Below are 22,779 nucleotides of genomic sequence, written 5' to 3'. Positions count from 1 at the left end.
CGTCTACTCTGATGTTTTGACGTGCTTTTTATGCATCGTTTTAGTTGTCGTAGTGGCTTTGGTAGGGGTCGATTTCTTCACAGTCGTTGTCATCGTTTTGCTCACGGGCTTATCCTGCGAGGGCATATTGGCAAACACGGTATTTCCACAAAGAGCGGCTACGACGCAGGCCGCCAGGATGGTCTTTTTCATATACTTCAGAATGGTTTAAGGTAATAACCCGCCACCGTGACGGGCTTTTCGGTTGAAAGGTCGGCTGGGTTTGTTAAACGCCGATGAATGATAACTTAAAAAAAGGTTAAACTGTTATCACCCGAACCGTTACCGACAACTGCCCGACATGCCGCATTGTATGCTCAGCTGCATGCGTCAATAAGCCAATCAAGGTAGACGGAAGCTGCGCGCGCCCCACGCCCCGGAAATCGGTCAGTCTTTTTTCATCTATACGACGCAGGGCAACCAATGCCTGATCGACCTGTTTGTTGAATTGGCCTACCAATTCCTGTGCTGTTAAGGTCGCCTGATCCGGCTTGCCTTCGGATGCCAGAGCGGTTAACTGGTCGGTTGACAGGGCTTCCTGCCGAGCGTAGGTGAAGAGCCGATCAAGCACACCGGTCAAGTGCTGCAAATGAAAGCCAACCGACGCCACACCGGCCGGACGTTCCCAAAGTAAATGTTCAGGAAAATCATGCATGAGTACAGTCACTTCTTCCCGAGCCTGCATCAGTGCATGGGCAATCGGCTGCACCAACGGAGGCATATCAGAAAGAGGGCCTCGCAGCCAAACTTCGCGGGTTTCCAGAGCCATAACCGTGTATTAAATTACCGTACCACCATCTGCATAAAACAAACTACCTGTACTATAAGACGACGCACTTGACGCCAGAAACAACGCCAATGGGCTGATTTCATCCGTTGTGCCCATCCGGGCGATGGGTAGTCGACTGGTGAAGTGATCGAGGATTTTTTCGTTCTGCCAGAGTGCCTGGCTGAATTTGGTTTTGATTAGACCGGGGCAAATCGCATTGACCCGAATACCATCCGGACCCCATTCTTTGGCCAGTACTTTGGTCAGCATATTGAGCGCTGCTTTGCTGACGCTGTACATGCCCAGGCCGGGATCGGGCGTGTGTCCGGCAATGCTGCTAATCATGATGATACTGCCTCCGCCACGGGTTTTCATGCTGGGGTAACATAGTTTACTAAGCTCAAAGGGGGCTTTCACATTGGCCTGCATAATCTTGTCAAATGCAGCCCCATCGCAGTCGAGAGAAGGGCCAAAGACCGGGTTCGAGGCCGCATTGTTGACCAGAATATCAATGCCTCCGTATGTATCGATACTCGTGTCCACCAGTTGCTGAAGTTGTGCCATATCGCCCACATGGGCCGCGATGCCGGTTGCCTCGCCCCCCTGCGCCTTGATCTCACGGGCAAGCGCATCGCAGGCGTCCTGTTTACGGCTGCTGATAATAACGTTAGCGCCAAAGCGGGCAAATACACGGGCAATATCTTCGCCAATGCCCTTACTAGCTCCGGTAATCAAGGCTACTTTGCCCGTAAGGTCAAAAATTGCTTTTTCAGCACTGCTAATCTGTTGGGATTCCATAGGATAAGGGCGTCAAGGCAAAGGTCATAACGAATCCATGAAGACAGCCAGTAACGACACGGCGCTCTCGTCAAACCCGTTACGACCACTGAATTGAAAACGTATTATTTCTCGAAAAAGCAGACCGTACCGCCTACCCAATCTTTGTTCTTGTTGAAATTGACACCAATCATTTCGCCCCGGCTCAGGCGGCTAAGGTTCGTAATTAATGTGGGTTTCGCGTCGCCCTTGGGCCAGATAAACAGCATCCGGATTTCACATTTTACCAGCCCATCGGGCGATTGAATGACGGGTTCATATTTAACCTTCCGCTGGAGTAGGTAACCGTCGCGCTGGTAGGCCGGAATGGCATCGAGATCGGCAGAAGTGATGTTTAGTTTTACCCCGCTACCCGCAAAGGAAAACAAGGGCTTCAGGACATAATTCTCCAGATCGGTTGGGTAGTTGCTTAAGTCCGACAGATAATAGCTGGCCGGAACATAAGGACTTTTCAGCAAAGGCAGGGTATACTTACTGATGCGGAAAAACCAGTTCGGATGCCCAACCCACTCTACATCGACATCGTCGGTGAGGTGGAAGTCGCTTCGTAGATCCGGGAAGTTTTGTAAATCATCAAAAATCAGCCGGTTATAAATTCGCCTGATGCGAATTTGACGGCCATCTTTCTCATAATACAAGGCCCGGCCTTCTTTCCTGATTTTTGTCAGACACACGGGTGCCACACCCAGGTATTTTTCTGTCAGAAGAAAGTCAATGCGGGTTTTTTGCTTTTCAGGGTAGACTTCCAGCAGAATTACCTCCTCCGGTTTGCAGTCGCCCACAATCATCTGCCGCAGCCGTTCAATATAATCAGCATTTGTATCGACCGTAAACAAATGCGAGAGGTTATTTGGAATGGGATAGAGTTGGCGGAATTGGCTGGCAATGAACGCCTGAAACCCATACAGCGAAGGAAATCCCTGGAGTTCAATTAATTGTGGGGTAAGCTCCCCGTTGGCGTCCTGGCAAACAGCGAAATCGACGGCCATAAACTGCGTATGGGCATCTTCATTCGGAACGCGTTGCTCCGCCGGAATTGCCTTGTCGGTCAGAGCTTTAAAATCCTGGCGGGTGATAACGGCAACAATATCATTGCAGGCCGTTACCAGTTTGTCGGTCAGTACTTTAGGGACAAAAACAGGTGTTTCTGCCACGCGAAAATCGAGCTGGCCAGGGAAATCGGCGTCAATTTTATCCAAAAAAGCCCGGTAACTCTCCGGGCTAAAGGCTTGATTATACGCTTGGCGGACGTCTTTAATCATGAATGTAAGGGTTGAAGAAGAACGCAGAATAATTGAATGGCCGTGTGCTTATTATAGCCAAACCACGGCCATCCAGATGTCTATTCCATGATCAATTCGGGCGATAAAGCCCGAATGGCCTGCTGCAAAAAGCCCGGTAAAATAACCGATTCGGTTAGCGCAATCTTGTCGGGATCCTGTAGATAGGCCACCATGTCGTCATACTTTTCCTGCCCAAAATTAGACACGATGTGGTTGCGTTTTTCGGGCTGCATAAAGTACCGAAGCATGCCCTCATTATCGGCTTCGGGGTGAAATTGAGTACCGATGATTTCGGGCGAGAAGCGCATCGACATTACTGCCCGGTCGAGCAGGACATGCGGTCTGATTTTTTCGAGGCATAAGATTTCGGCGCCCAGCTTAGTCATCCGGTCGGCATCCGGTTCGGTAATCTGGTAATCGCGGGAATCGACGGCATAGAATGGATCTGGTAACCCTTCCAGCAGTTCTTCCGAGTCGCCCTCTTCGGTTTTGTGCACCGGAAAGATGCCAAACGAAGTTGATTTGCGCCGACTCAGTAAGCCCAGGCCCAGATGGCGCACCACCAACTGAAACGAATGGCAAATCAGGAACACGAATTTCTTGCGTTCATTGGTCTGGTTCCAGGCAAAGATCTGATCGATCAACGAAAAGTAGCTTGTTTCCCAGGCATCTGAGGAGGCCATTGGACTACCGGGCCCGCCCGACGAGATATAAACATCGTAGCTCAAGTCTGGAATTTCGTTGTTTGCCCGGACGTCATAGACGTCAAATTCCAACTCCGTATTCAGGTCCGCCAACTGGTCACTACCCTGTACATTTCGAATGGTATGTAAAATACAACGCATGCCCTCATTGGCATGGTTGTTATTCATATCGAGAACGGCAATTTTTACTAAGCTCATAGACTGTGTATTACGGCTAACTATTAATGCATGGTGCCTCAAAAAATAACTACCTGATGCCAAAAGAAGTTTCTTCGACAATGTAATTTACCACTTGTTTCAGGTCGTTGGTTTGCTGGAAGACAGCCAATTGACGGTCGGCTCCTGTCCCCATTTCCAGGATTTTCAGAACATATTCGCACTCGGCACGGCTACCCAGTTCATCCACGACATCGTCGATAAAGGTGAGCAATTCGTGAATTAACTGGTGTGTAGGAACTTCCTCCTGTTTACCAAAGTCGATGAGTTTGCCTTCGATACCATATCGGGCCGCCCGCCATTTGTTTTCATTGATCAGGATTCGGCGATAGGGCCGGAAGTTGAGATTCTGCTTGTGCAGCTTGTAAATTTTGGCGACCAGCGCCTGCATGATGGCCGCCAGACAAATAGTCTCGTCGACCCGCATGGGTACGTCGCAGATCCGAAACTCGATGGTGTCGAAGAAGGGGTGCAGCCGGATATCCCACCATATTTTCTTGCCGTTGTCGATGCAGCCTGTTTTGACCAGTAGCTCAATATATTCGTCATATTCGGCCGCTGACGAAAAATAATCGGGAATCCCCGTTCGCGGAAATTTATCGAATACTTTCGAGCGGTAGGATTTGAAGCCCGTATTGCGGCCCCGCCAGAAAGGTGAATTGGTTGAGAGTGCGTAGATGTGTGGTAGAAAATACCGGACGGCATTCATGATCTGGATGCCTTCGTTCCGGCTTTCGATGCCTACATGGACGTGCAAACCAAAAATTAAATTTGAGCGGGCCACATCGCGCAGCTCTTCAATAAGCCGGTCGTAGCGTTCATTGGGCGTAATGAGCTGTTCCTGCCAGTCTGAAAAGGGGTGTGTACCGGCCGCTGCAATCTTAAGATTCTGTTTCTCCGCTAGCTCGATAATCATTTGCCGGAGATACGTTACCTCCTGGCGGGCTTCCTGAATATTTGTACAAATATTGGTTCCAACTTCCACAACGGCCTGGTGCATTTCAGCCTTTACGCGTTCGTGAAGGACGATCTGGCCACCGTCAACAATCTTCGACATATGCGAGCGCAATTCGCCGGTATTGGGGTCAATCGTTTGAAACTCTTCTTCAATTCCAAGGGTGAAAACGGGCATAGGGCGTATGAGTTAGTGTCAGGTTGGCTAGCACGATGGCCATAACTAGGTGATAAGATACATTTTTTTTGTAAACCTCAGGCAGCGGCAATGGTTTTCTCTAAATAAATGCAACCAGATCAGGTATATCATGAGAAGTCAACGGGAAAAGAAGCTGATTACTAAATATTGGCTGTTTGGTGGGAGTGGGGCAATGCTCCTGGGTAGTGGATTGGCTGTGCTGCTGCACGGATCGAAGCTTCGTGACGTCAATGCTGATCCCTGGTTCTGGGTGAGCACTGGGGGTTTCGCACTTATTATGACCGGATTGGGTTTCATTGGCGATGCCAATCGTTTTCGTACATTGGCCGATGTATTGCAGGAGTTGGACAAACGCGCCAACAGTTAGCCTAAAAAATCTGTATGAGTTAGGGCTGACGCACAAGCAATTGTCGAGACTAATTCATACAGATTTTTTGAATTCAGGCTTACACAATGGCTGACCCGCCCAAACGGAACATCATCGAGACAGTTAAACAGTACGGAAGTCGGCTGTCGCGGTTTATTCGTGGGCAGGTAAAATCAGACGAAGACGCCGAGGATATTTTGCAGGATGTCTGGTATCAGCTAACCAAAGTGGTTGACCTCGATGGCATCGAAAGCATGAGTGGCTGGCTTTTTCAGGTAGCTAAGAATAGGATTACCGACGCCTACCGGAAGAAAAAAGAAGATTCGTTGTCTGAGCTGATGAGCGAGGATGACGATGATTTCCGGTTTCGCGATATTCTGCTGGCTGATGCCGAAACGCCCGAAGATCAGTTTTTCAAAGATATATTCTGGGAGGAGCTGATGAAGGCACTTGACGAGTTACCCGAAAACCAGCGTATGGTGTTTGTTCAGAATGAATTGGAAGACCTGACCTTGCAGGAAATTGCGGATCAAACGGGTGACAACCTGAAAACCATTATCTCCCGAAAACGATACGCCATCCAGCACCTTCGGAAACGGCTGCAACGCCTATACGACGAACTTGATAACCTATAAGCTTATGAAAACTCCTTACAGACGATTCCGATTCTTCATACCGCTGGTTATACTGATCGCGTTGCTGGCCCTGTCGTATGTTGTATTGTGGCTCTGGAATACCGTTCTCGTCGCCGTTGTGCCGGTTAAGCCGGTTACGCTCTGGCAGGCGGCCGGTTTGTTATTGCTATCCCGAATTCTGTTTGGTGGGTTCAAATTTGGTCCGCGGGGTGGCCACTACAGCGGTGGGGAGGGGGCACCGCCCTGGCGTAGCCGATGGCGGCAGATGAGCGATGAAGACCGAAGTAAGTTCAAACGGGAATGGCGAAAACGTTGTGGCGATAAACCCGATACGTCCAACTAATAGGTTGTAAGTGAGCTATTTATAGGTCCTTTTTTGTCATGCTTCGGCACCGGCCGCCCGGCTTCGTCAGCGTGACAAAAAAACTCAACGGGAACAGTGTAATGTAAATTAGCCTTAGTCATCAAAACGGATTCAATTCTCTAAAGCACTTTCGGTTCGACCCACAGCGCGGTAAAACAACACACAATCAGCGCCAGCCAGAGCCAGTTCGGAACCTGCGAGGTCGTTGTTCGCGCTGCTCGCTCGCTGGTAGATTGATACTGCGCATGGGCCGATATAAATTGCTGTACAACACGTTGCTCGGCGAGAGGCCTGATTTCTGTACGTGCATCGACATACAGCGCCAGGGAGTCCTGAATAGCTTGCCAGCCCGCCTGCCTGAATAATGAAGAACCAGAGGCAGCGTGTTCATTAATCGGCGATTTTACAAAAGCAACCGTATCCTGGCCAACAAGTAGCGAGGGTGGGAGAGTACCCTCATTGTTGATTAAGATTGCCTGTTTCAGGCCACTAAAAAGGGGCGCATCGACCTGAATCGTGTTTTTGTCAGTAGGCGACAAGCGCGCCAGTACCGCTGTCCAAAGTCGGGAATAAGTTACGGTGTCGCCACTGAGCGATAACGGAAAAGTCTCACTCAACAGGCTTGCCCCGATTCGTCCGGCGAGTTTACGCTGAACCGCTACGGGATAGCCTGTGACGGTAAACTGATTGAGATTGTCGGCAAAACGATAGGGGAGCGCATTAAGACCATTTCCGACCGGAATGACGGGCTCACTCGACACCTTCCTGACTTGCCATTGGCTACCCAGTGCCTTGTTGATGAGCTGGCAATCGATTTCCGGCTTGGTAAAGTTGAGGAACAAGACCGCTTTCCCTTCGGCAAGTGCTTTTTTTACGATAGCATTTGCCGCATTGGCGGGATCGGTAATCAATAGGTCAGGCGTGGTTTTGGTGACTGACTTTCCGGCTTTGTTAATGCTCACATTGCTACTGATACTTTTCGAAAGCGTGGTTATGACCTGTACCGTATGCCCTTGTTTTCCCAGCCAGCCAGCCAGCGTGTTGCTTTCAAAATCAGGACTATCGAGCAGAAACTGTATGTTTAACGGCTCCGTTGGCCGGGCAAAAAAACGAATCGTGTCGAGTGTGGTGCCACCCAGCATTAGTTCAGCCTGGCTGCGGCCGCGAACAAAAGCCGGAAACTGGAGCGAGAACACATTGTCGCCTTCGTGTACGGAAATACTATCCAGCGTCCGGCTACCAAACCGTAGCCGAAGGAGCTGCTTTTCTGAGGAATGAACCCGACCCGTGACCCGCTGAATTTCTCCCTGACGAACGATGCCTTTCCAGTGCATACTTGCCAGTTGATCTGGCTGGGTATACGGAACCCAGTTGACGGACGAATTGCTGAGCTTCGTCAGCGTTTCGATTGGGAATCGCTGGCCGACCAGCGTTACCGAATCATACTCATTTTTCAGGTTCCGGCTGGTAAAGCTGTCCTGGATATGTAGGCTGTCTTTAACCTGACGAGCAACCGCTGAGGGCACGTCGTCGCCGATCAACAACGCATGGCTGGACGGGCGTTGGCTTAGCCAGTGAAGTTGCCCGAAATAAGCCGCCACTAATAACCATAAGATGATATTCAGACCCGCTTTAACCCATTTTCGACGATTGGATACAGATGGATTACGGCTAATCAGCCAAAGTTGACCAACCAACAGAATCAGCAACGCCAGAGCGATAAACCAATTGATCGGGCTAGTCCAGTTTATAGTTGTTTGCATCAGTGTCGTCTGCTGGGCTAGTTAATATGCCGCCAGAAAGCTTGTTGTAAGGCACGGTCACTGGCATACGATGCGCTTGTTCGTTCCGACGTGCCTGTCAGGCTGTAAAGTTTTGATTTTAACTGCGTTTTCTCGGCGCTGGTGAGCGATTTACCCCCGGCTAATTTTTGTAGTGATGCCAGCATTGACCAGTTCTGAAGGCCGCTGTTTACTACGCCATTCGCCAGAGCATTGCCAAGTTGCTGGACCGTTTGCCGTTGGTGCGCATTGAGTTTGGGCACATCCAGATACCCAAGCGCTTGGGCAACCAACAATTCGATTCGTTGTTGGCTATAAGTCCGTTCCTGATTAAAAGCCGTCGTTACGTTTTTCATTTCGCCCGTTAGCCGGGTTTCCTTTTCCTTGGTCTGGGGTGGGTCGAAGCCGGTTTTCTTCACATACGACCGGGCTTTTTGCTGCGACATTTTTAAGTACTTGAGGGCTTCCTGCTCAAATGGCAGGGCTTTTTCGGGCTCGTATAACCGCAGATGTAACTCAGACTGCCACATATTTTCCAGCGCCATTTTCAGCAGCGACCGGGTCGATTGTTCATGGAAGGTGTTCGTCTCGGCATTGTCGTGCGAGTGAACATACTGCTCCATCAAAGCCGCCACCGGGTCCTGATTATCAGCTGCCTGCGCTGCGGGGCTGCCGTGATCATGATGATGCTCCTCTTCATGATGGGCCTCGGCATGTTCTTCTCCTTTATCGTGGTCGTGAACAAAGCCTTTCAGCGGGTCTCCGTCTTCATCGGTGGGCTCAATATGACCACCCCCGGCCGAAGTTTCGAATTCTTCGCCCAGAAATTGGCCATACCGCAACCGAAGCACTTTCTGATCGAATCCAATCTCATTTGACTGACTTTTAAAGGCATGACTTGTCTTCGACCCCATTTTCTTGCGGCTCGCCAGTAGCTTTTCGGTGTCGATAATAATCTGCCGCTGGCTCCTGAAGTACTCGGGCATGATGTTAACGGCCATGGTAGCCAACTCACTTTCTTCAACTTCAGTTGTGTCTTTATAGACCAGGAAATACGTGTCCGACTTGGTGAAATTTGGCTCTGGCTGTCGATTGTCGAAGGCAGCCCAGTAGTAATATAATTCGTCGCCGGGAGCGAATTTCAGTTCATTAAGATCCAGGGTTTTGGTGAGCTTGGCATCCTTGAAGTTTGCCTGGCTTAGTGGTAACCGGACTTCCCTAAACTTAACATTCTCGCCGGAGCCCCGGGCTACAGTGGCAACCAGAAACGTTTTTGACACGGAGAAATCATCCGAAATCCGAGCGCCGATTGTCAGCGTTTTAGGATCTTTGATCGTGTGGAAGCTATACAGTTCTTTTGAGACTGGCTCAATTTTGGGAGCCAGATCAGGCTGCGCTTCGAGCCGATAAAAGTCGGATTGATAAATAACCGAATCCTTTTGCTGATCGGTGCGCCAATAAGCTTTAATGGAATATAAGCCCGAGTTGATGAGTTTATCATGGTACGTATAGGCGTCACCGGTTTTGCGAAACAGGAGTTCTTTCCCCTGGCTGCTTACAAGCCTCACCGATACCTGATTCGTTGTACTAAACTGTAACTGCCAGGTCAGAACGGCACCCACAACGCTCGACGCGTTCAGGTTCGATGAGTTGACTTCCGGTAGTTGGGTGTAGGCTGGCGGCTGAATCCGTAACCTAGCGGATTCAAAAGTTGGCGCAACCGGCTTGCTGTGGGGGGTAAACGTTGCCAGAAGACCCTGCTTTTTAGAAGGGTTGACTGCGTCTTTTTTTACCAAAGGATAACCGACATACAAAGCCAGCGCGGCCACTAAAAGTAAGCCATATTGACCAGCTTTAGCCAGAAATACAACAGGTACCCGAACTGTTTGTATGTGCGTAGTCAAGCGGTCGAGTTGAAGTTGTTCGGCCAGATTAAGCTGCGGCTTTGTTAAGAGTGGCAAACTGTATTCTACATCACCTACCGTCTGGTGAATGAGCCGAATGGCCTGTGGCTTTTTGTCCTGATAGAGCTTGCTCAAAACCGCACCAAGGGCAAAACCGGCTAAGCCCAGCAGCAGCGGCCAGACGGTCGATCCGGCAAATGTAGCGGTGATCAGATAAGCCGATATAGCCAACAACACGCAGCGTAGCAGGGCGTTAGCATAAAGTTGGTACGTGACCGACGAGACAAGGCGTTTCAGTTCGTTCATGCGTTTTTGGTCAAAGCAAGCCAGCGTTCAACGAGTAACAAAACGACAAAAAATAGCAAAAGTGCATCTTGGATACCTGCCTGCTGCTCTGTCGTGGGTTTGGATGATGAAACAAATAGTGATTTGAGATCCTGCTGGCTCAAGGGTTGATGCCTGGAAACAAGGCTGTAGTGATGCATCAATTGGGTGCCAAGCCATTCCGGTAATTGTCCCGTGGCTACCCGATCCGACGTTTGCGGAGTCAGCGACTCATTGGTGAATAGTACGTTTGTCCCCCTTGTTGATGGCTCAACACCTGAAACAATGTAAAGGGTTTGATCTGCTGGCTTCACCGGCGATTGATCGGTAAGTACCCACGCGTATGAACGGTTGGGTAGGGGTGTTTCGTCGATCATCAGGTCAAGGGCGTAAACGTCCGTTAAGGCGCTGAGGGCAGCTTTAACGGTTTGCCGCTCCCGCTCGTTTTTGTAATTAAGTAAAACAAAAATGGGTCCTGAGTTTGCCGGAGCAGATTGGAACTTTAACGTTGGGTCAAGCACCGGAACGCTGCTGAGTTTGCCGGCCCGGTTGACAAACAGTTTTCGACCGTTTTTGCCAGTCAGATAAGGATGAGGTTGGCTTGCCGAATCAATCACCGAATGCAGGCGAAAGCGTGCTGGAACCGTGATGGCGGGTAAGTCGGCCAGGGCCTGGTTATTGGCTATGTATAGATGAAGTTCGGAATTCCTGGTGTCGAGTTTGTTAATGGCCGTTTGTAATTGCAACGGATTAAGTTGCGGGTTTTTTTGAAAACGATAGGGCTTGTCGTCCAACGTGCTTAAACGGTCATCAGCCCAGATAATCCGTTCTGCTTTTTGTTGGGCACCCGTCAATTCAAACTTAAAGTTTTCCGAAACGGCCGGACTGGGTTGTACCAGATGAATTTTCTGAATGGTTGGCGGCTTCGTAAACCAGGAAAGAATGGGCTGAGCCAATAAAACGGCCAGCAACACCAGCAATAAACACCGACAAATGAGCAGCAGGATATTATCGAGCCGTAGCCCCCGGCTTTGCTGCTGTTGCTTTTCGATGAGCCACTGGGTAGCCGCCCAGGGCAAAGGTTTCCCCTGCTTCTGGTGCCAGAAGTGAATCGCCACCGGAATTGCAACGGTTAGCGCACCCCACAGTAAAAATGGCTCAACAAACTGCATTGTGGTTTATAGTATCGGGTTTGTGGTTTACGGTTTGTGCTTTACGGTTAGCGAATTCGTGGCCTGTGTCCTCACAGGCCCCATTCGCGTCAGCAATGGTTTCTTTTCGGCAGAGCGGCCTGTGAGGACACAGGCCACGGATGCACGACCATGAACCGTAAACCAAAAACCCTCTTTCAACTCATCAAAAACTGTTTTAGCACCAGCGCAATTGGATCACTTAAGCGAACGCGAATCAGGCGAACATGGGGGATGCGCAAACTTTCCTCCAGTTTTGTCAGATAAGCCGTTGCTCGTTCCCGAACGGTATCCCGAATGGCATCGGCCTGTAATTCAATTTCTTTGCCCGTCTCAAGATCCTGAAACCGGTAAAAACCATTCATCGAGAAATTGATTTCCTCATCACCCAATACCTGAAAAATAACAATCTCCCGACGGGGGCCGGCCACGCTCTGAATCAATTTTACCCACTCATCGTCGACCTGCAAAAAATCCGATGCGATAATCAATACCTCGGCCTGCTTCCGGCCAAACTCGGGAACTGCCGGGTTTCGGTTTTCCCAGGCACCCGACGCGGGTGTGGCTTCGAGCATGGCTACTATTTTCTGAAACGCCTGTTTGCTGCTAGGAACCAGTGTCTGAACGTTGCCATTTTGCAAAGCATACAGACTTAACTGGTCTCCCTGGCGATTGCTCAGATAAGCCAGCGATGCCAGCAGGATTCGGGCGTACTGTAACCGGCTGACATTGGCTTCCGTATAATTCATGGAACCCGATAGGTCGATCAGTAATCGAACCTGCTGGTTGCTCTCCGTAGCCGATTCCCGAACCAGATAATGCCCGGTCTTCGCAAATAGCTTCCAGTCAATCCGTTTTGGATCGTCGCCGGGGGTATAATGCCGAAACTGCTCAAATTCGGTCCCGATGCCCGACCGCCGACTGGTCTGAATGCCTAACAATAACTCATCACTCACCAGTTTGCTGGCCAGTTGCAGGTTATTCAGTTTTATAAGTTCAGCAATGAGCATGAAGTCTGGTAATCGGTATACAGTTTACGGTTTGAGGTTAATAGTTTGTGGTTTACGGTTTGTGGTTAGTGCATCGGTGGCCTGTGTCCTCACAAGCCCCACTCGCGTCGGCAACCTGTCACCTTCCGGAAGAGTGGCCTGTGAGGACACAGGCTACGGATGCACTAACCGTAAACCACAAACCGTAAACTTATTTAACCGTCGTCAATAACTCTTTAATCACCTGGTCTGTGGTGATACCTTCGGCTTCGGCGCGGAAGTTGAGGGCAATACGATGGCGGAGGATAGGGTAGGCTAGTGCCTGAATATCATCGGGAATAACCGAGAAGCGTTCATTGAGCACGGCTCTGGCTTTGGCACACAAGACAAGCGCCTGCCCGGCACGTGGTCCGGCGCCCCATTCGCCCCATTGCTTCACAAAAGCCGATGGCGAATCGGCGGGCCGGGATGCCCGCACCAACCGATTGATGTACTCAATCAGTTCGTCACTGATGTGTACTTCGCGGGTGAGCTTCTGTAACTGGATAATATCCTGGTCAGAAAGAATGGTTTGCAGGTTCGGCCGCGATGTACCTGTCGTACTTTTCAGGACATCGAGTTCTTCCCGCTCTGATGGATAGCTAAGTTTGATATACAGCAGAAAACGATCTAACTGGGCTTCGGGAAGCGGGTACGTTCCTGCCTGTTCAATTGGATTTTGCGTCGCAATGATCAGAAACGGCTTGGGCAGTTCGTAGTCATTACCGCCATAGGTAACCTTGTACTCCTGCATGGCTTCGAGCATCGCTGCCTGTGTTTTAGGCGGAGTTCGGTTGATCTCATCGGCGAGTACGACGTTGGCAAAGAGCGGTCCGCGGTTGAACACAAAAACCTTATGGCCCGTCTCGTGGTCATCTTCCAGAATTTCTGTTCCAACAATGTCGCCAGGCATCAGATCGGGCGTGAACTGAATCCGTTTGAAACGCATGGCCAGCGCATCGGACATGGTCTTGACCATCAGGGTCTTGGCCAAACCTGGTACGCCTTCCAGCAGGCAATGGCCACCCGCCAACAACGAAATAAGAACTTCGCTGATGGCTTCCTGCTGGCCGATAATTACCTTTCCGATCTCTTTCCGTAGCAGTGGCAACTTGGCCACCAAGGCTTTATAATGAGTTAAGTCTGTTGAATCCAATTTTCTGTCTGTCAGGTTGTATGAAGAGAGAAGTATGCTATATGATACAGGATGTATGGGTGTGCTGAATGGCCACTTGACTATACATCGTACATCCTATATCATACATTTTTTTATTACGCCGTTAGCGCGTAGGTTACGATATTAACGCCAAACTTGGTATTGTCTTCGGCCAGAAACCGTTTATTCCGGAAATCATAGTCCCACTCGCAGCCATAATCTTTGTTGCTATACAATACCCCGATTCGGCCGTTGACGGTGATGGCTTTCAGGTAATCGTGGACAAGGTCATCGCCCCAGCCGTTCAGTTCGAACGATGTGGTTGGCGGACCTTCTTCAAATTTGAAAAAACAGGTGTAGATCGGGTGGTTATTCGGAATCTTCTGTAACGCTTTAGGGCCGAACGTCCGGCTCATTTCCTGCTCAAAGGACTTGGCAAATAAACCGTCGAGGTCGTGGTTACAGTCATCGACGAAGACGAATCCACCATTCTGCACGTAACGTTTGAAATGGTCACGTTCCAGGGCCGAAAATTCAACTAGTTTATGCCCACTCAAATAGCAGAACGGACTTTTGAATAAATCAGGACTACTTAACTGCACCACTTTTTCTTTCTGGTCTACTGGCAACGTTGTGTATTCGACCAGTGAATGCAGCAGGTTCGACGGCATCCGTTGGTCAGTGTCCCAATCGCCGGAGGTATATTGAATACGGGTGAAGAAAAAAGGTTTCAAGTGCGTTTGTTGAGAAAGAAATTAAACCAGCCTTAAGCATATCAGCTAGCTGAGTTGCCGTCGATATTACTTTTACCGGTTACTATTACATTCATTTTAGATCATCTTTAAGAAATGTCGAAAATCATCTGTTGAGGCACATTTTATCCTTAAAAATAGCTGTTTTGCCGCTATTTCGCTAAGCAATCAATGGTTTTTCCATGATGTAGTCCTCCATCAAAAAGCCTTCTCCAATGTCAATTGTTTCGTTGTCGACGGTGGCGAAGCCCATCCGTTCGTAGAACTGAATAGCCTTGTTGTATTTGTTTACATTAAGCGACAGATGTGAGTTAGCTCGTTCGATTGCCAGCATGGCTACTTTATCGAGTAGCAGCCTGCCGACACCTTTGCCCTGGCTGGCGGGAAGCAGGTATATCTTGTGAATTTTGGTTTTCGACTGATTTTTGTAATCAAATTCATAGGAAATGAACCCCAGGTACTCATTGTTATCCGTTTCCTGAGCCAGCAGAAAAACATGATTTTTGTCCTTAATTTGTGCCGTGAGCGCATCAGGACTATACATCATGTTGAGCATGTAATCAATCTGCGCGGGCGACAGAATTTCCCCAAACGTGGTGGGCCAGGTCCGGTATGCAATATCTCGAATAATGGGTAAGTCCTGTTCGGTGGCTTCGGTAATGGCAATCATCTGGCTATGAATCAGTCGGGTTTTGTCAGGAGCGCTCGCAGGGTATCCAGATTCGTTTGCTTATCGAAAATGGCCAGAACTGGAATCTGAAACCCAGGTACGGTTATGGCACTCAGCGTATCATTTATGTACAGGACGGCTACAGAAGCAAATGCCATCGTTCCCTCGTCTAACTGATACTGCTCCACCGATTTACGAACGGGGTCAATAATCCAGTATTCCTGAATACCATGAGCGGCATAATCTTCGAACTTAACGCCCCTATTCCGGCCTGTGGTGCTTTTGGACAGAATTTCAACGATCAGATCGGGCGCTGGATGCTCCATCTGATCATCCTCAAATGAATGGGATGTTTCACTATTCCAGTAGTAAACATCTGGTTCGTAGTCATTGCGAGTCAGGCCAATAAGGGCTTTCTCTGAGTCGACGACGCCCAGGTTCTTTAAAAGAACAAAATTCTGAAGCAGGTTTTCAAGATATTTGGAGGCATCCAAGTGCCGACGCTTAACGGGCGAGTGCATAATGACTTCACCATTAATAAACTCGGCTTTGATATCATCGCGCAGCCACTCCCGAAACGCCCGACGACGTTGGGCTTCATCGGCCAGAATAGCCTGTGCTCGTTCAATGACTAATTTGGCATCGGGGGCTTCCAAAAGGTCAGCAACACGGGTGTCAAGCATTTAATACGGTATTGATCGCTAGTGAAGTTACGGAGAATTCTGCTAGGTTGGGAAATCAACTCTACGTTATAGCCCATTAAACCCTATTTAGTACTGGTTACAGTAGCGTCCGATTTTAGTACTTGACGCTACTGTAACAGTCTACTTATAAAGGCCAACATCTCTTTACAAGAAAGCTGTTGGGCTCGTCTTACACCGCGTCTGACAAACTCGTAAACGTAAACTCCCGAATCTTCATGGGCGGAATCAGGTAGTTCTGGTCCGATTCCGTGCTGACAACACGCTCAGGTTTCCCTAATGACTCCAGGTTGTTCAGCATAATCACCGGGCTCTCGTTGAACCGAAAGTTCTTGACCGGATGCTTGATCTTACCATTTTCAATGTAAAAAGTCCCATCGCGGGTGAGACCGGTCAGCAAAATGGTTTGCGGGTCAACTTCCCGAATATACCAGAGTTTCGTAACCAGAATCCCGCGTTGGGTGCTTTTGATCATGTCTTCCAGCGAAGCCGATCCACCCAGCATAATGAAGTTGTTGGGAAACGGTGTGGCTTTCTTGCCCTGCTTCTGTGCCCAATAACGCGAGTACGCCAGGTTCTTAACAACGCCTTTTTCAATCCACATCGTTTTTTCCTGCGGCCGTCCATCGCCCGACCAGGGCGAAGCGGGCAACTCCGGGTTGGTTGGATCGGAGTAAATGGTGACGCGCTCGTCTACAATTTTGTCGCCCAAACGTGATTTGCCGCCAGACTTACTGAAGTACGACCGACCTTCATCGGCCGAGCGGGCATCCATGTTGTAGAAGATGTTTTCGAGCAGAACGACAGCCGCTGTCGGTTCCAGGATTACCGTGTATTTGCCGGGTTCAATGGCCCGCGCTTCGGCCGATCCTTTTGCTTTCTGAATCGCGATTCGGGTGGCAGCGGCCGTATCCAGTTTGCTGAAATCGCTATAGCCACGCGCTACATAACCCGAGCCTTTCCCGTCGTTCGTGCGGACGGTCAATGAGAAGTTTACGTTGGTGCTGGGGTAGTAGGCAAACAGGCCTTTCGAGTTCATCATGGCCGAATACCCATAATTATCCTGCAGAAAACCAGCGGCTGCCAGATTCTGCGCGCGGGATAATTCGAGACTTTTCGCCACAACTTCGGCTCGCGTATCAGGCGTGACCTTGGCGGTCGAATCGAAAAAACCAGTCGACTTTTGGTATTGCTGTGGTCCCAGGAGGCCTATGTATTCAGGGTTTTCGGGAGCCAGTTTAGCTAGTTCTTCGGCCCGGCGAACTACTTTTTCGAGCGATGCGTCATCGAACTCATCAATTGTGGCGACACCAACTTTTTTGCCAAAAGCTGATTGTACCTGCAGGTTCTGATTGATTAGTGAGCCACTGGTCGATACTTCGTTACGAGCATAGCGCAGATTACCTCGCTCTTCGCCAAGTAGGTTAACCTCACATTCGTCGGCTTTTGAGTAACTGAGAACTTTCGTGAGCAGTGCTTTTGCTTCTGCTTCAGTGAGTATGATAGCCATGTTATGTCTGTGGTAGTGGGAGATGGTTTGTTAGTTTACGGCTTGTTGGTTTGAGGTTTACGGTTTGTAGTTGTGCATCCGTGGCCTGTGTCCTCACAGGCCACTTGCGCGTCAGCAACCTGTTTCCGTTCGGACGTGTGGCCTGTGAGGACACAGGCCACGGATGCGCGACCATAAACCACAAACCAACAAACCCCGGCGAGGAACCAACAAACCCAAAACTTAAATCTTCCGGGCTGTATTGATCACATTGACGCCGTTGAAACGGGCCGTGCTGCTACCGTGCGAAACAGCACTCGATTGGGAGGGTTGGCCTTTTCCGTCGAAGAAGGAGCCGCCCAGGCGATAGTCGCGTTCGTCGCAAACCTGTGCACACGAATTCCAGAATTCCTGTGTATTGGACTGATAAGCCACGTCTTTCAACATGCCGGTTATCTGACCATCTTTGATTTCGTAAAACAACTGACCGCCAAACTGGAAGTTATAGCGTTGCTGGTCGATGGAGAAGGAACCATCGCCGATGATGTAGATGCCTTTTTTCACATCCTTGATCATTTCCTGAACGGACAACGGCGTTTTGCCAGCCGCCAGCGATACATTGGCCATGCGCTGAAACTGCACCGAGCTCCAGCTATCGGCATAGCAGCAACCCTGCGATTCTTTCTCGCCAATAATATGAACCTGATCGCGGATCGCCTGGTAATTCACCAGTGTACCCTCTTTCACCAGATCCCACTTCTTGGTTTTTACGCCCTCATCGTCATAACCAACCGCGCCCAATGACCCAACCTGCGTTTTATCAGCAATCAGATTGACCTGCTTGCTGCCGTAGTTGAAATTCTTGGACTGCCATTTGTCGAGGGTTGCGAAACTGGTTCCGGCAAAGTTGGCTTCATAACCCAGTACCCGATCCAGTTCGAGCGGGTGGCCCACTGATTCGTGAATGGTAAGCCAGAGGTGTGATGGGTCGAGGACAAGATCATACTTGCCAGCCTCTACCGACTTGGCCGAATGCTTGGCGCGCGCCTGTTTGGCAGCCGCCGTTACATCTTCCAGCATGTCGTAGCCCATGTTGTAGCGGGTCGTAATTCCCGTTACTTTATCGGCCGGGTTAACCTGCAGATAGTCGTAACCCATACCCATCGGTGAACTTAGGGTATTTCGGGTTTCAAACTTACCGGTCTTTGGGTCAATGGCTGTCACAGTGAAGTTGGGCCAAATGCGGTGAATGTCCTGATCGGCATACGTACCGTCGGTGGAGGCAAAGTATTTTTGTTCGTTCACCATGAACATCACCGAATTCACGTAGTTGGCCCCATTTTGCAAAGCCGCACTATTCACGGAAAGGAGTAAATCGACTTTCTCCTGAATGGGCACTTCAAAGGCGTTACGTTTGATAGGCGCTTTCCAGGAAACTTCGCCGTATCCTTTTTGGGGCGCTAATTGTACGGGTTCCTTCATCAGACGCGCATTGGCTTTGGCGATGGACACGGCTTTTTCGGCGGCTCTTGCCATATCAGCCTCGTTTTTTGCATCGACAACGGCCGCAAAGCCCCAGCAGCCATCGGCAATAACGCGAACGCCAACGCCATAGGATTCGGTGTTGACGATGTTCTGCACTTTATCTTCCCGTGTAATGACGAATTGGTTGAGATAGCGGCCAATGCGCACATCGGAATAAGTGGCTCCTTTGCTTTTGGCTGCGTTGAGGGCCGCATCGGCTAAGCGCTTCTTCTGAGCAACATCCATACCTACTTCCAGCAGGGCTTCAGGACTAACGGTACGCGAAAAGGCGGGCAAACTAGGCAACAGGATACCAGCGGTTCCCATGCCTAAAAGTTGGTTAAAATCTCGACGGTTCATGGTTGGAGTGTACTTTTAAAGTGTTGTAACACAGAGACAACTCTGTGGATCTCTGCGAAATAACTAGTAGCCCTATACGGCATCCGACAAGCTCGTGAACGTAAAGTCCCGAATCTTCATCGGTGGTATCAGATTGCCACCAGCCCGAACCGGTTTGCCTAACGCTTCGACGTTGTTGAGCATAATGACCGGGCTTTCGTTGAACCGGAAATTTTTGATCGGAAACTTAATCTTGCCATTCTCGATGTAGAACGTACCATCCCGCGTCAGGCCGGTGTAAAGCTGCGTTTGTGGGTCGACGGCGCGGATATACCAGAAGCGGGTTACCAGAATACCTTTATCGGTACTCTTGATCAGGTCCGCCAGCGACTGTGTACCGCCCAGCATGATGAAGCCACCGGGAGCCGGAATGGGCGCAACCCCTTTTTTATCTGCCCAGAAGCGCGAATAGAACATGTTTTTGACAACGCCATTCTCGATCCAGGTTCTTTTTTCCTGTGGAAGCCCATCGCTGCCACCCCCACCAAAACGGCCGCCACCTCCGCCACCGCCCCCTCCACCGCCGAAGGGCGATAGGGGAAGTTCAGCATTCATGGGGTCGCTGATGATGTTGACCCGTTCGTCGAAGAGTTTTTCGTTCAAACGGGTGCCTCCGCCTTTTTTGCTCAGAAAGCTCCGGCCTTCGTCGGCCGAACGGGCATCCATGCTACGCATCATGTTTTGCAGTAACTCAACCGAAGCCGTAGGCTCCAGGATGACGGTGTATTTGCCGGGCTCCAGCGCTCTTGCACTGGCCGATGCCAGCGCTTTCTGCATCGCTATTTCGGTGGATGCCTTCGTGCTGAGTTTGCTAACGTCCGTAACATCAGGATTGGCGTAACCCGAACCGAGGCCATCAGCCGTGCGGACAGTGATCGAGAAATCAACGTTTGTTGCCCGGTTATAGCCGAAAAGGCCTTTACTGTTGCCGAGAGCCGCAAAGCCAGTCGAGTCTTCCATGTAGCCAGCGGCCGTCAGGTTTTTCTGGCGGCAGGGGTCCAGGCTGTCGAAAGCGGCCTTCGCCCGAAATTCGGGGTCTATTTTAGCCGTATTCTCCGAATACGTGCTGGTCTCCAGGTATTTTTGTGGACCCAGCATAGGCATGTATTCCGGATTTTCAGGGGCGAGCTTAGCAATTTCTTCGGCGCGACGAACGGTTTTTTCGAGCGAGGCATCGTCAAACTCGTTGATGGTCGACGTGCCGGAACGCTTGCCAAATACTGCCGTCACCGCTAGGGCCAGGTTATCGGATTCACCACTGGTCGATACGGAGTTACGGGCGTATCGAATGTTGCCCGTCCGGCCACCCGTTAAACTGACACTCATCTCATCAGCTTTTGAGTAAGCCAATACCTTATCGATTATTTTTTTTGCTTCTTCTTTGGTTAAGATTGCCATCTTGTTGAGGGTAATAATGGTTGTATACGGTTTACGATTTGTGGTTTGAGGTTTTCGGCGGTCCGTCGCTACGGTTAGCCGACTGCATCGGGAACCGGCGTCCGCAATCTCATGCGTCAGCTAACCGTAGCGACGGACCGCCGAAAATTAAAAACCGTAAACCGTCTATATTTTCCGTCCTGTATTGATCACGTTGACCCCATTGAATCGGGTAGTGGCGCTGCCGTGTGAAACGGCACTGACCTGCGAAGGTTGCCCTTTGCCATCGAAGAACGAACCGAACGTGCGGTAATCGTCTTTGTCGCAAAGTTGGGCGCAGGAGTTCCAGAATTCCTGCGTATTGGACTGATACGCCACATCGTCAAGCATTCCAACGATTTCGCCATTCTTGATTTCGTAGAATAGCTGTCCGCCGAACTGGAAGTTATACCGTTGCTGGTCAATGGAATACGAACCTCGTCCTATAATGTATATGCCTTTGTCGACGCCTTTGATCATGTCGAATACCGACCGTTTTTCGCTGCCTGCTTTCAGGGAAACGTTTGGCATTCGCTGGAACTGGACGGAATCCCAGTTATCGGCGTAGCAACAGCCGTTCGATTCTTTTTCGCCCAGGATAGCCACCTGGTCGCGAATGGCCTGGTAGTTGACCAGAATGCCATCCTTAATTAAATCCCATTCTTTGCAGGGAACACCTTCGTCATCGTAACCAACGGTTCCGAGGGTATGGGGCTGGGTTTTGTCGGCGACAATATTGACTAGTTTGCTGCCGTAGTTGAAATTCTTGGTTTTCCACTTATCGAGGGTGGCGAAACTGGTTCCGGCATAGTTGGCTTCATAGCCTAACACCCGGTCCAGTTCGGTTGGGTGACCCACGGATTCGTGAATGGTCAGGCCCAGGTGATTCGGGTCAAGCACGAGGTCGTACTTGCCGGGTTGCACGGTCTTGGCCGTTAATTTCTCTTTTGCCTGTTTGGCGCCCAGAATGGCATCTTCTACCATGTCGTAGGAGTTTCGGTAACCGACGAGGCCGTTCGGGGCGGCAATTTTTTCTGACGCCAGGCCATCCAGGTATTCATAGCCCATGCCCATCGGCGAGCTGAGCGCGTCGCGGGTTTTGAACTTGCCCACCGCCCGGTCAACCGCCGACACCGTGAACGTTGGCCAAATGCGATGAACGTCCTGATCGATGTAGGAACCATCGGTGGAGGCAAAGTACTTTTGCTCGTTGACAAAGAACAGGTTCGAGGTCACGAAGGCCGCCCCGTTTTTCATGGCCTCGCTGTTCACCTTCATGAGCAGGTCGATCTTCTCCTGAACCGGAATCTCAAAAGCATTTTTCTTGATCGGGGTTTTCCAAGTAACCTCACCAACACCTTTTTGCGGAGCCAGTTGCACCGGTTCAGTTTGTAGGCGGGCGTTGGCTTTGGCAATCGCCACGGCGGTTTCAGCGCATTTGGCGATGGCCTGTGGAGTTACATCACTGGTAGCGGCAAAACCCCAGGTTCCGTTGGCAATGACCCGAATGCCTACCCCGAAGGATTCGGCATTGGCAATGTTCTGAACCTTGGCCTCACGGGTAAACACGAACTGTTGAAGATAGCGGCCAATACGAACGTCGGTGTAGGTAGCGCCCTTGCTTTTGGCTGCATTGAGGGCAATGTCGGCAAGTCGTTTTTTTGCAGCATTATCGATGCCAACGCCCCGGCCGCTTGCTTCAAGCAGGTACTCCGGCGACACAGCGTTTCCCAGAACGGGAATCGACGCTGTTAATAAACCGCCAATGCCTAAGCCAGACAACTGGATAAAGTCTCGTCTTTGCATGTACTAAAAAGAAGATGAGTGTTGATGATTGAGGCTAAACTGTTCTCTGAAAACACGAATATGGCTGAAAAACCCGGATCAATTAATATACAAGTTGCATTTTGTGACGAACGGTAAGCGCATACTCTGCATAATTCCCCAATATTATTCGGGAAAACTGCTCAGGAGCAGTTGATTCTTTGACCGTGAGCTGCTTGGTAAATTTATTGATATAGCTCTGTAACACACCCAAGGCTGTGGGAATACACTAGTTGTCCAGTCAAGGGTTCCCG

Annotated in this window: 21 protein-coding genes; 3 read left to right on the top strand and 18 right to left on the bottom strand. The window is 50.1% G+C overall.

The features are described from left to right. Positions 1–3 precede the first annotated feature (3 nt). From SD10_RS16600 to SD10_RS16575, 6 genes are all read right to left on the bottom strand, one after another. Positions 4–192 carry a hypothetical protein gene (locus SD10_RS16600; RefSeq protein WP_046575217.1) on the bottom strand — a complete coding sequence of 63 codons (189 nt, stop codon included), beginning with the start codon at positions 190–192 and terminating at the stop codon, positions 4–6. Positions 193–298: 106 nt separating this feature from the next. After that, positions 299–808, bottom strand: coding sequence for a DinB family protein (locus tag SD10_RS16595; protein WP_046575215.1), 510 nt, complete (start codon positions 806–808; stop codon positions 299–301). 9 nt (positions 809–817) lie between these two features. After that, a complete protein-coding gene (locus SD10_RS16590) occupies positions 818–1,606 on the bottom strand; it encodes a glucose 1-dehydrogenase (RefSeq protein ID WP_046575214.1) in 789 nt (262 codons plus the stop codon). Positions 1,607–1,710: 104 nt separating this feature from the next. Further along, entirely contained in the window at positions 1,711–2,907 is a 1,197-nt protein-coding gene (locus tag SD10_RS16585; RefSeq protein ID WP_046575213.1) for a hypothetical protein, read from the bottom strand. 80 nt (positions 2,908–2,987) lie between these two features. Then, a complete protein-coding gene (locus tag SD10_RS16580) occupies positions 2,988–3,830 on the bottom strand; it encodes a type 1 glutamine amidotransferase (RefSeq protein ID WP_046575211.1) in 843 nt (280 codons plus the stop codon). A 49-nt stretch (positions 3,831–3,879) separates the two neighbouring features. Next, a complete protein-coding gene (locus SD10_RS16575) occupies positions 3,880–4,980 on the bottom strand; it encodes a carboxylate-amine ligase (RefSeq protein WP_046575208.1) in 1,101 nt (366 codons plus the stop codon). Between the two features lie 130 nt (positions 4,981–5,110). Between SD10_RS16575 and SD10_RS16570 the strand changes: the two genes are divergently transcribed. From SD10_RS16570 to SD10_RS16560, 3 genes are all read left to right on the top strand, one after another. Continuing rightward, on the top strand, positions 5,111–5,368 hold the full coding sequence (locus tag SD10_RS16570) for a hypothetical protein (protein WP_046575206.1): 258 nt from the start codon (positions 5,111–5,113) through the stop codon (positions 5,366–5,368). Positions 5,369–5,454: 86 nt separating this feature from the next. Then, positions 5,455–6,003 (top strand): RNA polymerase sigma factor, encoded by a 549-nt coding sequence (locus SD10_RS16565; RefSeq protein WP_046575204.1) that lies wholly within the window; start codon positions 5,455–5,457, stop codon positions 6,001–6,003. Between the two features lie 4 nt (positions 6,004–6,007). Beyond that, the gene (locus tag SD10_RS16560) at positions 6,008–6,346 is read left to right on the top strand and encodes a hypothetical protein (RefSeq protein ID WP_046575202.1); all 339 of its coding nucleotides are present in this window, start codon (positions 6,008–6,010) and stop codon (positions 6,344–6,346) included. Positions 6,347–6,486: 140 nt separating this feature from the next. Here the strand turns inward: SD10_RS16560 and SD10_RS16555 are convergent, their stop codons facing one another. The 12 genes from SD10_RS16555 to SD10_RS16500 form a co-directional block, all read right to left on the bottom strand. Continuing rightward, entirely contained in the window at positions 6,487–8,130 is a 1,644-nt protein-coding gene (locus SD10_RS16555) for a hypothetical protein (RefSeq protein ID WP_046575200.1), read from the bottom strand. 17 nt (positions 8,131–8,147) lie between these two features. Next, positions 8,148–10,358: a hypothetical protein gene (locus SD10_RS16550; RefSeq protein WP_046575198.1), complete on the bottom strand. Its 2,211-nt coding sequence runs from the start codon at positions 10,356–10,358 to the stop codon at positions 8,148–8,150. Beyond that, positions 10,355–11,548 carry a BatA domain-containing protein gene (locus SD10_RS16545; RefSeq protein WP_046575196.1) on the bottom strand — a complete coding sequence of 398 codons (1,194 nt, stop codon included), beginning with the start codon at positions 11,546–11,548 and terminating at the stop codon, positions 10,355–10,357. Before SD10_RS16545 ends, SD10_RS16550 begins: the two co-directional genes overlap by 4 nt. A gap of 176 nt (positions 11,549–11,724) precedes the next feature. Next, entirely contained in the window at positions 11,725–12,576 is an 852-nt protein-coding gene (locus SD10_RS16540; protein WP_046575195.1) for a DUF58 domain-containing protein, read from the bottom strand. A gap of 190 nt (positions 12,577–12,766) precedes the next feature. Beyond that, positions 12,767–13,750: an AAA family ATPase gene (locus SD10_RS16535; protein WP_046575193.1), complete on the bottom strand. Its 984-nt coding sequence runs from the start codon at positions 13,748–13,750 to the stop codon at positions 12,767–12,769. 116 nt (positions 13,751–13,866) lie between these two features. Then, positions 13,867–14,484, bottom strand: a complete 618-nt coding sequence (locus SD10_RS16530; protein ID WP_046575191.1) for a DUF4159 domain-containing protein — start codon at positions 14,482–14,484, stop codon at positions 13,867–13,869. 178 nt (positions 14,485–14,662) lie between these two features. Then, the gene (locus tag SD10_RS16525; protein ID WP_148562464.1) at positions 14,663–15,172 is read right to left on the bottom strand and encodes a GNAT family N-acetyltransferase; all 510 of its coding nucleotides are present in this window, start codon (positions 15,170–15,172) and stop codon (positions 14,663–14,665) included. 11 nt (positions 15,173–15,183) lie between these two features. Further along, entirely contained in the window at positions 15,184–15,855 is a 672-nt protein-coding gene (locus tag SD10_RS16520) for a Uma2 family endonuclease (protein WP_046575189.1), read from the bottom strand. A gap of 190 nt (positions 15,856–16,045) precedes the next feature. Then, the gene (locus tag SD10_RS16515) at positions 16,046–17,383 is read right to left on the bottom strand and encodes a TldD/PmbA family protein (protein WP_046575187.1); all 1,338 of its coding nucleotides are present in this window, start codon (positions 17,381–17,383) and stop codon (positions 16,046–16,048) included. Between the two features lie 222 nt (positions 17,384–17,605). Further along, complete coding sequence (locus SD10_RS16510) at positions 17,606–19,246, bottom strand: TldD/PmbA family protein (protein WP_046575185.1); 1,641 nt, start codon at positions 19,244–19,246, stop codon at positions 17,606–17,608. Between the two features lie 72 nt (positions 19,247–19,318). After that, positions 19,319–20,683 carry a TldD/PmbA family protein gene (locus SD10_RS16505; protein ID WP_046575183.1) on the bottom strand — a complete coding sequence of 455 codons (1,365 nt, stop codon included), beginning with the start codon at positions 20,681–20,683 and terminating at the stop codon, positions 19,319–19,321. 165 nt (positions 20,684–20,848) lie between these two features. Continuing rightward, positions 20,849–22,507 (bottom strand): TldD/PmbA family protein, encoded by a 1,659-nt coding sequence (locus SD10_RS16500; protein ID WP_046575181.1) that lies wholly within the window; start codon positions 22,505–22,507, stop codon positions 20,849–20,851. Between the last annotated feature and the right edge of the window lie 272 nt (positions 22,508–22,779).

Source organism: Spirosoma radiotolerans, from assembly GCF_000974425.1.
Taxonomy (GTDB): Bacteria; Bacteroidota; Bacteroidia; order Cytophagales; family Spirosomataceae; genus Spirosoma; species Spirosoma radiotolerans.
The sequence above is the reverse complement of the archived record's forward strand: the minus strand, read 5'-3'. Positions and strand labels throughout refer to the sequence as shown.

What these genes read in the sequence shown, in the direction of transcription:
- SD10_RS16510 (WP_046575185.1), bottom strand. Translation starts at nt 19,246, where the DNA reads ATGAACCGTCGAGATTTTAACCAACTTTTAGGCATGGGAACCGCTGGT.
- SD10_RS16580 (WP_046575211.1), bottom strand. Translation starts at nt 3,830, where the DNA reads ATGAGCTTAGTAAAAATTGCCGTTCTCGATATGAATAACAACCATGCC.
- SD10_RS16545 (WP_046575196.1), bottom strand. Translation starts at nt 11,548, where the DNA reads ATGCAGTTTGTTGAGCCATTTTTACTGTGGGGTGCGCTAACCGTTGCA.
- SD10_RS16570 (WP_046575206.1), top strand. Translation starts at nt 5,111, where the DNA reads ATGAGAAGTCAACGGGAAAAGAAGCTGATTACTAAATATTGGCTGTTT.
- SD10_RS16575 (WP_046575208.1), bottom strand. Translation starts at nt 4,980, where the DNA reads ATGCCCGTTTTCACCCTTGGAATTGAAGAAGAGTTTCAAACGATTGAC.
- SD10_RS16505 (WP_046575183.1), bottom strand. Translation starts at nt 20,683, where the DNA reads ATGGCAATCTTAACCAAAGAAGAAGCAAAAAAAATAATCGATAAGGTA.
- SD10_RS16555 (WP_046575200.1), bottom strand. Translation starts at nt 8,130, where the DNA reads ATGCAAACAACTATAAACTGGACTAGCCCGATCAATTGGTTTATCGCT.
- SD10_RS16520 (WP_046575189.1), bottom strand. Translation starts at nt 15,855, where the DNA reads ATGCTTGACACCCGTGTTGCTGACCTTTTGGAAGCCCCCGATGCCAAA.
- SD10_RS16550 (WP_046575198.1), bottom strand. Translation starts at nt 10,358, where the DNA reads ATGAACGAACTGAAACGCCTTGTCTCGTCGGTCACGTACCAACTTTAT.
- SD10_RS16515 (WP_046575187.1), bottom strand. Translation starts at nt 17,383, where the DNA reads ATGGCTATCATACTCACTGAAGCAGAAGCAAAAGCACTGCTCACGAAA.
- SD10_RS16560 (WP_046575202.1), top strand. Translation starts at nt 6,008, where the DNA reads ATGAAAACTCCTTACAGACGATTCCGATTCTTCATACCGCTGGTTATA.
- SD10_RS16500 (WP_046575181.1), bottom strand. Translation starts at nt 22,507, where the DNA reads ATGCAAAGACGAGACTTTATCCAGTTGTCTGGCTTAGGCATTGGCGGT.
- SD10_RS16540 (WP_046575195.1), bottom strand. Translation starts at nt 12,576, where the DNA reads ATGCTCATTGCTGAACTTATAAAACTGAATAACCTGCAACTGGCCAGC.
- SD10_RS16595 (WP_046575215.1), bottom strand. Translation starts at nt 808, where the DNA reads ATGGCTCTGGAAACCCGCGAAGTTTGGCTGCGAGGCCCTCTTTCTGAT.
- SD10_RS16590 (WP_046575214.1), bottom strand. Translation starts at nt 1,606, where the DNA reads ATGGAATCCCAACAGATTAGCAGTGCTGAAAAAGCAATTTTTGACCTT.
- SD10_RS16600 (WP_046575217.1), bottom strand. Translation starts at nt 192, where the DNA reads ATGAAAAAGACCATCCTGGCGGCCTGCGTCGTAGCCGCTCTTTGTGGA.
- SD10_RS16585 (WP_046575213.1), bottom strand. Translation starts at nt 2,907, where the DNA reads ATGATTAAAGACGTCCGCCAAGCGTATAATCAAGCCTTTAGCCCGGAG.
- SD10_RS16525 (WP_148562464.1), bottom strand. Translation starts at nt 15,172, where the DNA reads ATGATTGCCATTACCGAAGCCACCGAACAGGACTTACCCATTATTCGA.
- SD10_RS16565 (WP_046575204.1), top strand. Translation starts at nt 5,455, where the DNA reads ATGGCTGACCCGCCCAAACGGAACATCATCGAGACAGTTAAACAGTAC.